The organism is Aquimarina sp. 2-A2, from assembly GCF_045505135.1.
GTDB lineage: Bacteria > Bacteroidota > Bacteroidia > Flavobacteriales > Flavobacteriaceae > Aquimarina > Aquimarina intermedia.
On record NZ_JBJKFI010000002.1, the window covers coordinates 65,547 to 77,781 of the forward strand.

The 12,235-nt window shown below is 35.3% G+C and carries 13 protein-coding genes; 8 read left to right on the forward strand and 5 right to left on the reverse strand.

The features are described from left to right. The 3 genes from ACJRPK_RS05650 (at position 1) to ACJRPK_RS05660 (ending at position 3,500) form a co-directional block, all read left to right on the forward strand. Positions 1–951: a CPBP family intramembrane glutamic endopeptidase gene (locus ACJRPK_RS05650; protein ID WP_407138893.1), complete on the forward strand. Its 951-nt coding sequence runs from the start codon at positions 1–3 to the stop codon at positions 949–951. Positions 952–1,006: 55 nt separating this feature from the next. Next, on the forward strand, positions 1,007–2,107 hold the full coding sequence (locus tag ACJRPK_RS05655; protein WP_407138895.1) for an AMP-binding protein: 1,101 nt from the start codon (positions 1,007–1,009) through the stop codon (positions 2,105–2,107). 76 nt (positions 2,108–2,183) lie between these two features. Further along, positions 2,184–3,500, forward strand: coding sequence for a M24 family metallopeptidase (locus ACJRPK_RS05660; RefSeq protein ID WP_407138897.1), 1,317 nt, complete (start codon positions 2,184–2,186; stop codon positions 3,498–3,500). Between the two features lie 7 nt (positions 3,501–3,507). Here ACJRPK_RS05660 and ACJRPK_RS05665 read toward each other — a convergent pair whose 3' ends face one another. After that, positions 3,508–5,136, reverse strand: coding sequence for an acyl-CoA carboxylase subunit beta (locus tag ACJRPK_RS05665; protein WP_407138898.1), 1,629 nt, complete (start codon positions 5,134–5,136; stop codon positions 3,508–3,510). 316 nt (positions 5,137–5,452) lie between these two features. On the opposite strand from ACJRPK_RS05665, the gene ACJRPK_RS05670 reads away from it, so the two are divergent. The 4 genes from ACJRPK_RS05670 to ACJRPK_RS05685 all read left to right on the forward strand — a co-directional run bounded on the left by ACJRPK_RS05670 (position 5,453) and on the right by ACJRPK_RS05685 (position 8,780). After that, the gene (locus ACJRPK_RS05670; protein ID WP_101449145.1) at positions 5,453–5,635 is read left to right on the forward strand and encodes a CAL67264 family membrane protein; all 183 of its coding nucleotides are present in this window, start codon (positions 5,453–5,455) and stop codon (positions 5,633–5,635) included. Between the two features lie 112 nt (positions 5,636–5,747). Then, positions 5,748–7,439 (forward strand): energy-dependent translational throttle protein EttA, encoded by a 1,692-nt coding sequence (ettA, locus tag ACJRPK_RS05675; RefSeq protein ID WP_407138899.1) that lies wholly within the window; start codon positions 5,748–5,750, stop codon positions 7,437–7,439. A 1-nt stretch (position 7,440) separates the two neighbouring features. After that, positions 7,441–8,133: an HAD family hydrolase gene (locus ACJRPK_RS05680; protein WP_407138900.1), complete on the forward strand. Its 693-nt coding sequence runs from the start codon at positions 7,441–7,443 to the stop codon at positions 8,131–8,133. Continuing rightward, on the forward strand, positions 8,130–8,780 hold the full coding sequence (locus ACJRPK_RS05685; protein WP_407138901.1) for a CatA-like O-acetyltransferase: 651 nt from the start codon (positions 8,130–8,132) through the stop codon (positions 8,778–8,780). The genes ACJRPK_RS05680 and ACJRPK_RS05685 overlap by 4 nt, the downstream gene beginning before the upstream one ends. Positions 8,781–9,435: 655 nt before the next feature. Here the strand turns inward: ACJRPK_RS05685 and ACJRPK_RS05690 are convergent. From ACJRPK_RS05690 to ACJRPK_RS05705, 4 genes are all read right to left on the reverse strand, one after another. Then, positions 9,436–10,515 (reverse strand): endonuclease/exonuclease/phosphatase family protein, encoded by a 1,080-nt coding sequence (locus ACJRPK_RS05690; protein ID WP_407138902.1) that lies wholly within the window; start codon positions 10,513–10,515, stop codon positions 9,436–9,438. A gap of 30 nt (positions 10,516–10,545) precedes the next feature. Further along, the gene (locus ACJRPK_RS05695; RefSeq protein ID WP_407138903.1) at positions 10,546–10,995 is read right to left on the reverse strand and encodes a DUF2147 domain-containing protein; all 450 of its coding nucleotides are present in this window, start codon (positions 10,993–10,995) and stop codon (positions 10,546–10,548) included. Between the two features lie 169 nt (positions 10,996–11,164). Continuing rightward, entirely contained in the window at positions 11,165–11,461 is a 297-nt protein-coding gene (locus ACJRPK_RS05700; protein WP_407138904.1) for a hypothetical protein, read from the reverse strand. 97 nt (positions 11,462–11,558) lie between these two features. Continuing rightward, complete coding sequence (locus ACJRPK_RS05705; protein ID WP_148783331.1) at positions 11,559–11,756, reverse strand: hypothetical protein; 198 nt, start codon at positions 11,754–11,756, stop codon at positions 11,559–11,561. A 115-nt stretch (positions 11,757–11,871) separates the two neighbouring features. Here ACJRPK_RS05705 and ACJRPK_RS05710 point away from each other — a divergent pair, with 115 nt between their 5' ends. After that, positions 11,872–12,225, forward strand: a complete 354-nt coding sequence (locus tag ACJRPK_RS05710; protein ID WP_407138905.1) for a hypothetical protein — start codon at positions 11,872–11,874, stop codon at positions 12,223–12,225. Positions 12,226–12,235 lie beyond the last annotated feature (10 nt).

Genomic DNA, 12,235 nt, shown 5'->3' on the forward strand with positions numbered 1-12,235 from the left:
ATGTTTATAGAACAGGGCTTCAGAGGGAAAAATGAAATTTGGCGGTATATTATAGGATTAGTACTGATATTTTTTGGATGGCAGATCTTAGGTTTAATTCCTTTAGTAATCGTAGCTTTTATAGCGGCCGGAGATACCATGGCGTTCATTGAAGCTGCAGAAAGTTCGTTTATGTCATTGGGTATTGATAGTAATCTGTTCTTGGTGCTTATGATTTTTAGCTTCGCTGTTGGTTTAGCAGCTATCTTTTTGAGCATAAAAGCTATTCATCATAAAAAAATTATTGACGTAACTACCACACGATCATCCATAGATTGGAGTAGAATACGTTTTGCATTCTTATTGGTAGCGATAACCAACATTGTCTTTTTTGGTATTAATTATGTCATCGAACCTGAAATTTTTGTTTGGAATTTCAACTTGGTACCTTTTCTCATATTACTGGTTATTTCTTTTCTGTTGTTACCGCTTCAAACAAGTTTTGAAGAATATTTATTTAGAGGTTATCTGATGCAATGGTTTGGGATCTTAGCTAGAAACAGATGGGTGCCCTTAGTGTTGACCTCTATAATATTTGGACTTTTGCACGGTGCTAATCCCGAAGTGGCTAAACTTGGAAATATCATGATGGTCTTTTATATCGGTACAGGTTTACTTCTAGGGGTGATAACGCTTATGGATGAAGGAATGGAACTTGCCTTAGGATTTCATGCAGCAAACAATATTATGGCAGCTGTAATGGTAACTACAAACTGGAGTGTTTTTCAGACGGATGCAATTTTTCTGGATATTTCAGAGCCATCAGGAGGAATAGATATCGTACTTCCAATACTTATAATCTATCCTATATATCTTTTTATTTTTTCCAAAAAATACCGGTGGAGCCATTGGAAAGAGCGTTTAATAGGTACAATTAAAGCTCCAAAGTCAAAAGAAATAACAGAGATTTAGCTAATTTTTCATAATTTCATAACATGATAGCCATTATTTAAATTGAAATTTGGATATGTATGAACCACAACCCATATTAAGATTTCCTATTCACAAGGCTTTTGAATTGAACAAACAAAAGCTAGACAGCGATGGGCTAAAAGAAATCGCTTATACATTTATAAAAGAAGGGGAACCTTACGAACAGGATATAGGTTATTTCTTGTTAGAGTGGTTAGACTCAAAATCTTTTATAATAGTCAAAACATCCGGCTCCACTGGAAAACCAAAAACAATTAAAGTTCTAAAAGAGCAAATGGTTAACAGTGCTAAAGCTACAGGTGAATTTTTTAAACTTGATAGTGAGACAACTGCATTACTTTGTTTATCAGCGACCTATATTGCAGGTAAAATGATGTTGGTAAGAGCAATGGTATTAGGGTGGAAGCTAGATTGCGTACCTCCAAAGAGTAATCCGTTAGATACGGTTTATAAACAATATGATTTTTGTGCAATGGTACCTTTGCAATTGGATAATTCTATAAACAGACTTCACCTCATTAATAAGCTTATCGTAGGGGGTGGCGTTATTTCTGAAAATCTCAAATCCTTAGTTCAGGCAAGTAAAACTAAGATATTTGAAACCTACGGAATGACTGAGACGGTTTCACATATTGCTGCACGCAGGGTGAATGCTAAAAAACGAGAGCGAAAAAAGAATATTTATTTCAAAACCTTACCTAATATTTCGATAGCGATTGATGAGCGTAATTGTTTAGTTATTAATGCTCCTTTATTACATGATAAACAACTTATCACTAACGATGTAGTGGAGCTCAAATCGTATAAAAAATTTGACTGGAAGGGACGTTATGACAATGTGATTAATAGCGGCGGTATCAAGTTGTTTCCAGAAGCAATTGAAGCCAAATTACAACTTCTTATTACCCATCGTTTTTTTGTAGCAAGTTTACCTGATGCGGTTCTTGGGGAACAACTCATCCTAATCATCGAATCAGCGCCTTCAGAAACACTAGTAAGCTCAATAAAAGAGGGGATAGCAAACATTTCCACCTTATCCCGGTACGAGGTACCCAAGCAAATTTTTTGCATTCCGCAATTTGTTGAGACAGACACAGGTAAAATTCAACGGGCCAAGACAGTAGCATTACGCTAAGGTAGTTGCTGATATTGATCCCGTATATTTCGTATATAATTACTATATTCTGCTCACTAATCAAATCCACTTTAAGATGAAGTATTTATTTCTAATGATCTACTTAATCAGTTTTTCTGGTCTATCCCAAGTTATTAGTGAGCGTGATCGAGCAAGTCTCAAGGATAGAATTTTAGAAAAACGTTTAGATAGTCTGTTACCGGTTTTGATGGATGAAACCGAGATAGACATGTGGGTACTTATCGCCAGAGAATATAATGAAGATCCTGTTTTAAAAACTATGCTTCCATCTACCTGGTTAAATGCTAGAAGAAGAACGATTATAGTATTTTATCGCGACAGTGCGAAAAATACTTTCTCAAAACAAGCTATAGCACGATATGATGTTGGTAACCTTATCGATGCCGCTTGGAACAAAGAAGAACAACCAAATCAATGGTTAGCATTGACTGCTTTGATCGAAGAAAAAAAACCAAAAAAAATTGGAGTCAATATGTCCAATGATTTTAACATCGCCGATGGGTTGGTTAAAACAGATTATGATTTACTCGTTAAGAACTTACCCGAAGCTTATAAAAACAAAATTACCTCTGCCGAAAAATTAGCGGTCCGTTGGATTGAAACTCGTATTCCTGAAGAAATGGAAATTTATAAGGAACTTGTATCTATCACACATACTATCATAGCAGAAGCTTTTAGTACGAATGTTATCAAACCGGGAAAAACAACAACCGATGATGTTGTATGGTGGTTACGACAAAAAGTAACTGATATGGGATTAGAAACATGGTTTCATCCTACCGTTGATATCCAGCGAAAGGATGCTGTCTTGCTTTCAGAAAAAGAAGCTTTTTCGAGTCGTCAGGATAAAGATGTTATTCAGCCCGGAGATTTGATACATTGTGATTTCGGAATTACCTATTTGGGACTTAATACCGATTGTCAACAACATGCCTATGTACTCAAGAATTATGAAAACGAGGTTCCGGACTACCTTAAAACAGTGTTTACAAATGGAAACAAAGTACAAGATCATTTAACTGATAATTTTAAGACAAATCAGACCGGTAACGAAATACTTTTAAAGTCACTAAGTATCTCAAAATCAGATGGATTAAAGCCATCTATTTACACTCATCCTTTAGGTCTTTATGGGCATTCGGCAGGGCCTGCAATTGGTATGTGGGATGCACAAAAAGGTGTAAAAGGTACAGGTGATTATCCCTTATATCCAAATACCGTTTATGCAATTGAATTAAATACAACGGTGAACGTTCCAGAATGGAACAAAGATATTAGAATTATGCTTGAAGAAGCTGGCTTTTGGGGAGAAGATGGTTTTCGCTATGTCAATGGGAGACAAACGGAGCTGATCTCAATCCCCAAACGCTAGCTTCTGATTAGACTTGTATTACTCCTAAATTAAAAGGCTTTTCAATAGGAGCGTGGTCAGCCGCTTCGATACCCATACTAATCCATTTACGTGTATCAAGGGGATCTATAATCCCATCAGTCCAAATGCGTGCCGCAGCATAATAGGGAGAAGTCTGTTTATCGTAACGTGCTTTTATTTTGTCAAACATTGCTTTTTCATCTTCTGCAGTAATAGTTTTTCCTTTATTTTTTAAAGAGGCAGTTTCAATTTGCAGCAATACTTTAGCAGCTTGAGCACCACCCATCACAGCAAGTTCTGCACTTGGCCAAGCACATATTAATCGTGGATCATATGCTTTACCACACATAGCATAATTACCTGCGCCATAAGAGTTTCCGACAACCACAGTAAATTTTGGTACTACACTATTGCTTACCGCGTTTACCATCTTTGCACCATCTTTGATAATGCCGCCATGTTCACTTTTACTACCCACCATAAAGCCTGTTACATCCTGTAAGAATACTAGCGGAATTTTCTTTTGATTACAATTAGCAATAAAACGAGTGGCCTTATCGGCGGAATCTGAATAAATCACACCACCAAACTGCATTTCACCTTTTTTGGTTTTTACAATTTTACGTTGATTAGCAACAATACCAACTGCCCATCCATCAATTCTGGCATATCCGGTAATGATAGTTTGTCCGTAACCGGCTTTGTATTCTTCGAAATCCGAACCATCAACTAATCTCGTTATGATCTCCATCATATCATAAGGTTCATTACGAGCTTTTGGTAATATGCCGTAAATATCTTCCTGATTTTCCTTCGGTAGGAGCGATTTAGCACGATTAAAACCAGCTTTATCGTAATCTCCGATTTTTGACATAATATTCTTTATGGTATCCAAAGCATCTTTGTCATCCTTAGATTTATAATCGGTAACCCCAGAAATTTCGCAATGCGTGGTAGCTCCACCTAAGGTTTCATTATCGATGGTTTCTCCAATAGCAGCTTTAACTAAATAGCTTCCTGCTAGAAAGATACTTCCTGTTTTGTCAACGATAAGCGCTTCGTCACTCATAATTGGTAGATAAGCACCACCGGCTACACAACTCCCCATAACAGCAGAAATTTGTGTAATACCCATGCTACTCATTACAGCATTGTTACGAAATATCCTTCCAAAATGTTCCTTGTCAGGAAAAATTTCATCTTGCATAGGTAGGTATACGCCGGCACTATCAACAAGGTAAATTATCGGTAGTTTATTTTCTATAGCTATTTCCTGAGCTCTTAGATTTTTCTTTCCTGTAATCGGGAACCAGGCTCCGGCTTTCACCGTAGCATCATTAGCAACCACGATACATTGTTTACCACTTACATAACCAATTTTAACCACAACACCCCCTGATGGACATCCTCCATGCTCTTCATACATCTCATCCCCGGCAAACGCAGCAATCTCAATGGCATCTGTATTTTTGTCCAAAAGATATGAAATGCGTTCGCGAGCAGACATTTTACCCTTGCTATGTAGCTTTTCAATACGTTTCTCGCCGCCACCTAGTTTAACTTGCGCTAATTTTCTTTTTAAATCAGAAAGGAGTAATTTATTGTGATCTTCGTTTTTATTAAATTTTATGTCCATAATGTGCAAAATGTTTGCACGAAAATACAAAAAAGCACGATTTTGAAAACGATTTCTTACAGGATTACTGGTTATTTTACGATTTATTTAATTCTAATTCTGAGATTCACCGGATTCAAGTTTACAGTTTCGGTAATAAAGTTTCTAAAGCTTTTAAAAAAGGTGTCGTTTAAGAAGCTAATCTTCAATCGATAAGCTTTTAAACCGTATCAAGAACTCTATAAAACACTGTGTTTTGACGATAAAATGTCGATATTTGTAATTCATGCGCTATAAGTGTAAAGCGTATGTTATTTTATCGAAAAAATTACTATTTATGGGAATGAATAAAAATACTGTTTTGGCTTGGGCCACTTTTATTATGATACTTGTTGGTTTAGCTTTAATTGCGTTAGGTGCATTTAGATATCGTGATGTTTCCGGATATGGTTTTGCCGCTGTGGGTGTTGGTTTTTTTGCTATTGCATGGGTTTTTAATGCTTTGAAAGGAAGAGTTTAATACATATTTGAGTCGCTATATTATAAAAAGAGTAGCATATACCTTAATTTTACAACAATATAATACCATGCACCTGTGTGGTATCTTTTAATTATTTAAAAAACACAAATCAATGTCAGACGATAAGAAGGTTATCTTTTCTATGTCTGGAGTTACAAAGACTTATAAGAGCGCTAATACTCCAGTACTTAAGAATATTCATTTAAGTTTTTTCTACGGAGCAAAAATTGGTATCCTTGGACTTAATGGTTCGGGTAAGTCCACTTTATTGAAAATTATTGCCGGAATAGATAAAAATTTTCAAGGAGACGTGGTTTTTTCACCGGGATATTCTGTCGGATACTTAGAGCAAGAACCTCAATTAGATCCTGAAAAAACAGTCTTAGAGATTGTGAAAGAGGGTGCAGCTGAAACGGTTGCAGTGCTAGATGAGTACAACAAGATCAATGATATGTTCGGTTTGCCGGAGGTTTATGAGGATGCAGATAAAATGCAGGAACTCATGGATAAGCAAGCTAAATTACAGGATCAAATTGATGCCAGTAATGCTTGGGAATTAGATACTAAACTGGAAATTGCGATGGATGCGCTGCGTACGCCAGAACCGGATAAGAAAATAGCGGTCTTGTCTGGAGGAGAAAAACGTCGTGTAGCGTTGTGTAGATTATTATTGCAGGAACCGGAAGTGTTGCTATTAGATGAGCCAACAAACCACTTGGATGCAGAATCTGTACATTGGTTAGAGCATCATTTACAACAATATAAAGGGACGGTGATCGCAGTAACGCATGATCGTTACTTTTTGGATAATGTTGCCGGTTGGATTCTTGAGTTGGATAGAGGAGAAGGGATTCCCTGGAAAGGAAATTATTCTTCATGGTTGGATCAAAAATCTAAAAGACTTGCGCAAGAACAGAAGCAAGCCAGCAAAAGACAAAAGACATTAGAACGCGAGTTGGAGTGGGCACGTATGGCTCCTAAAGGACGTCAGGCTAAACAAAAAGCGCGTCTTAGTAATTACGATAAGCTATTGAGTCAGGATCAAAAGCAAGTTGACGAAAAATTAGAAATTTACATTCCAAATGGTCCAAGATTAGGAACTAATGTAATTGAAGCGAAAGGAGTAAGCAAAGCTTTTGGGGATAAATTACTTTACGAAGACCTTAATTTCAATCTTCCTCAAGCAGGAATAGTGGGTGTAATTGGTCCGAATGGTGCCGGTAAAACAACTATTTTTAAGATGATAATGGGTGAGGAACAACCTGATAAAGGGGAGTTCAATGTAGGAGAGACTGCAAAAATTGCGTATGTTGATCAAAGTCACTCTAATATCGATTCGGATAAAACCATTTGGCAAAACTTCAGCGATGAGCAAGAGTTGATCATGATGGGTGGTCGTCAGGTAAATTCCAGAGCGTATCTAAGTAGATTTAATTTTAGCGGAAGCGAACAAAATAAAAAAGTTTCAACCTTATCAGGTGGAGAGCGTAACCGTTTACATTTGGCGATGACACTTAAAGAAGAAGGAAACGTTTTACTATTGGATGAACCTACCAATGACTTGGATGTAAATACACTTCGAGCACTGGAAGAGGGCTTGGAGAATTTTGCAGGATGTGCTGTAGTAATTTCGCATGATAGATGGTTCCTGGATAGAATTTGCACCCATATTTTGGCATTTGAAGGTGATTCACAAGTATATTTCTTTGAAGGAAGCTTCTCTGACTATGAGGAAAACAAGAAAAAACGTTTGGGTGGAGATTTAATGCCAAAACGAATCAAATACAAAAAATTGGTACGATAATATGCCTTTTAGAGAAATTAAAGTCATCGCATTTGATGCTGATGATACCTTATGGGTCAATGAGCCTTTATTTAGAAAAGCAGAAGATGAGTTTTGTGAACTTTTGCAAGCGTACTTACCAAAAGACGAAGCCAATAAGCTGCTGTTTGAAGTGGAAATGAAAAACCTACCACTTTATGGATATGGTATCAAACCTTTTACACTTTCTTTGATAGAGGCTGCTATTGAGATTTCTAATAACAATACGCCCATAGCGCTTATCCAAAAAATTATTGCTAAAGGGAAAGAAATGCTGGACGAGCCCGTAGAATTGATTGATGGGATTGAAGACACTCTAAAGCAATTAAACGGGGATTACAAGCTTGTAATGGCTACCAAAGGTGATTTACTTGATCAAGAGCGAAAACTCATTAAATCGGGATTAGAATCGTATTTCCATCATATCGAGATTGTCTCTGATAAGACAGAAAAACAGTATACTAAATTGGTAAAACATCTTGATGTAGCACCTAATGAGTTTTTAATGATTGGTAATTCTTTGAAATCAGATGTTTTGCCTGTGCTTAATATTGGAGCGCATGCGATTCATATACCATTTCACACCACCTGGATTCATGAAATGGTTGAAGAAGAGGTGAAGCATCCTAATTTTAGAAGTTTAAGCAAGGCAACCGAATTGTTTCAGTACTTATGAAGCGAACACGTTTACATATTGAACAATGGAATAGAAAAGAACATTATCAGTTCTTTTCTTCGTTTGATGAACCTTTTTTTGGTATTGTAACTGAAGTGGATTTTACTAAAGGGTATCATACGGCCAAAGAAATGAACACCTCTCATTTCCTTTATTATTTATATTGCTCCTTAAAGGCAGCTAATACCATAGACGAATTTAGATACCGCATAGAGGATGATGCTGTCTATGTATATGATCAGATTCATGCGTCTCCAACGATAGGAAGAGAAGATCATTCCTTTGGTTTTTCTTTTGTGCCATTCCATGACAATTTTGAAACTTTTGAAGCTGCAGCAAAAAAAGAAATAGCCTTGGTGCAGGGTAGTGAAGGGTTGAGATTTAATGAGGATGCTAAGCGATTAGATACAATTCACTATTCGTCGATACCATGGTATACATTTTCAGGATTGACTCATGCACGCAATTATTCACATACAGATAGTGTCCCTAAAATTTCATTTGGAAAATATAAAAAAGAGGGGGATCGCGTACTGTTACCGGTAGCAATTTATGTACATCATGGATTAATGGATGGATATCACATCGGACAGTATTTGGAGAAATTTCAATTGTTTTTAGATAACTATAAATATACTGGTTTATAGGTGTTTATGTAAATAATTTAAAGTAAAACTTTAAGTTTATACACAATAGTATATGGGTAGAAAAGCAGCTATTTAACTTATAATAGCTGCTTTTTTTTAGAAATTTCAGAAGTAACACCACAACTTTTTAATTATTCTTCTAACGTACTTCAAAGGAAGTTTTCTGTGTTCGCCGACACCCGTACGATTACGATCTGTAAAAAGTTTTGAAGTATTTTGATAGTTCTCTATGTATTCTGATCCTTTAGTTTTGATCCCTAAGAATCGAAAAAATGTATCAGTTTTTTGAATTCATCTTTATGCTTTTTCTTCTATTAAACCTGTAAATATGTTCAGGATGTTTGAAGCATAGAAAAGAATAGATTCTGTCATTTTATACTATTTTTTTACGGAGTTGTTATTAAAATTTCGAATGGATACAAAATGAAAGTAGACAACAGACGGTAGTTATTTTATATGAGATTTTCTTTACCTATTTTAAATATTGGTACAGCATAAAAACAAGTAACCGTAAAAAAAGACAGGGTTGTATCTAGTTATGCTTTGTTGCTTTTCTGTGTCCTTTTAAATTTGATATATACAAATAATTTACTTCCATTGTAACAGAAATATTAACTTTACAAAGGTTTGTAATAGTCAAAAAGTGCTATTTCAGTTAGTCATGTAGTTCTTCCTGTGTCTGTTCTTTTTCCTTAAGAATTTCGGTAAAAGCTTGTTTCAACTCCTCTTTGGTGGCGGGTGGTAATTTTTGTTCTTTTGCTATAGTCGGTTCGAAACTAATGGTAGTAAAAAAAGGATAATGATCAGAGCCTATATGATTTCCCATAGCAACTTTTTTAGCTCTAAAACCGGCATCGGTAAATACATGATCCAACGGCCATTTCATGATATAACTGTTAGCATTATAGGTGTTAAACAGTCCGCGTCCTTTTCTCATATCCAGTAATCCACTAACACGCTGAAATAATTTAGTGGTTTCTGACCATGCCACATCATTAAAATCACCCAATACAATGACAGGATATTTTGAGTTACGCGCAAATCGTGCTGTTTTCATCATTTCTGCATCGCGATCGACAGAGGATGGGTTATGCTGTGGTACCGGAGGTGCCGGATGTATTGCGTAAATTTGTATAGTATCTCTGGATGGTAAGACCATTTTGGTGTCAATGGAAGGTATGGTATCTTCAATTAAGTAATGCACTTGAGGTTCAACCAATTTAAATTTAGAATACAGAATCATTCCATAGGTGTTTTCCAACGGTACCTCTATTTTATAAGGATAATCAATATCCAGCTTTTTATTTAGTTGATTTTTCCAGAAAGTATTGGTTTCGGTAAGGACCACTAAGTCTGCATTAAACTGTTCTATATCCTGTACAACCTTGAATGTTTCTGTATTATCTTGAAGTACATTCGCAGCATAGATATTAATTAGGTTGCTATTATCTACCGTATCTAAAACTTCATACGCAGCAAATGTGGTATAGGGGTAAATTTTAACAGCCTGAAAAAAGAAGCAAGCAAAAAGAACACTTACAAAAACATAATCAACAATTTTCCTTATATCAAAAGCAAGAAAATAGGTGAGCGCTGCAATTAATGTGAGAAAAGTTAACTGTAAGTGAGGAAAATCAAAGGATCGAACCCACCAAACATCTACAGCTACAAAAGGAAATATGGTCAGAATAATAGCGATAATACCAAATCCTCTTAAAAAATGTTTTAATTTCATAAGGCGCAAACTGTGGTTGAATTAGTTAAGTTATTTCTGTTTAGCAAAAACATGTCCTGTATCTACTCTAGTCGCTTCAAAAGTTTTGAACAGAAAACCTTTGTAGGCACGAATATAACATATATTCATATCTTCCGGATATATCCATAGCTTAACAGCATAACTATGTCCGCTATCCGCGTTATAAATAGTTCCCCCGGATAGAACTCCTTCATCATATGTTAAGTTTTCCAGGATATCAATTCCAATTAATTGTCGGTCTCTTAAACCTATATCAGGGTTTTTGTTATCCAAACCGTTTAGGTTGGAAATTGGGTGTTCAGCTCTTTTAAGGATTTTTCCACTAAAAACATCTTCATTTCGATAGATATGAATAATCGATCCACCTTCTATTTGCCAGTTTCCTATGTAAGAATCACGACTTACTGATGAAGAAGAGTAGAATAGTAGAAAACAACTTAGAATAATTTTATAAATCATATATATCTTACCAATAAAGAAGGAAAGGTAGTTAAATTAATTTATATTATTTTTTGAGCTTAAATTTCTTTAAATGTTCTCTATAATGAGACTAGCATTTTCTATAATATATAAATGACAAAAGGACCCATATGGTCCTTTTTATTAGTTGTATGTGAAAATTTCTATTTTATCTTGCTGAATCATCTCTTTCAAGATTGTTTTTAGTCTCACCACCCTGACTATGTAGTTTGTTTTCCTCATCATTAAGACCCCGTGGCCCATTTCCTTTTTTAGCCTCTTTGCTACCTGGTACATCTAAATCTTTTCCGGAAAAATCTACGGCGTCTTTACGATGTAATAAATCCATATCATCACCACCATCTTTACGGATACCTGCATTCCGCTGCTCTAGAATATCCTTATCATGCTTCGTAATTTCTGGATTGTACGGCAAATCTTTGGTGTTTTCTTTCTCCTTTTTCATATCAATATCTTTTTTCTTAAAGATAAATGACTTAGCCGAATTACTAGTAGAGATTAACGTGAACTAAACAAAGATTAACTATAATTAAGAGAGTGCACTAATCAATAATGTCTCTAATGTCCACACCCATGTAGTCTGCAATTTTTTGGATTCTAGCAAAATCCTTGGCCAAATCCTTTTGTTTAACCACATAATCACCTGCTTGCGGACTCACCCCAAGAGTTTTAGAAATCCCATATACGGTTTTAGTGCCTTTACTTTTTTTTAAAAGCCGCTTTAACTTCTTATTAATCATATTACAAAGGTAAATAATAAAAAATACTATTCAAATAAATTTTTATTAAAAAAATACTTGATTAATCAAATAAAACTTGTATATTCGTTTTGAACAAATCATAAATCTTACAACCATGAAACTCTTACTAACTATTAGTATTTCAATTTTTTTAATCACAAGTAGTTTTGCGAATTCTTTTGAATCAACTTTCAATGAGAAAAAGAAAAAAACAGAAAAAAGCGAAGCAAAAGCGAGTAGTAAAGAATCCAATAATTTTCACACTGTTAAGCGATGGAAAATTACTATTACGTATACCAATGGTGATATTCTTGTAAAAAGTATTTCCGTTAAAGGCAATTCTAAAGTGAGTGCAATGGAAACAGCATTTTCAGAAGCTGAAAACTATCTGAAACGTCTTGATAATGTTGAAGGGTATAGTGTAGCACCCCTTGCAAACAATGAATTTTTCCTGTTAGCAGAGAAGTAGCATAACTACA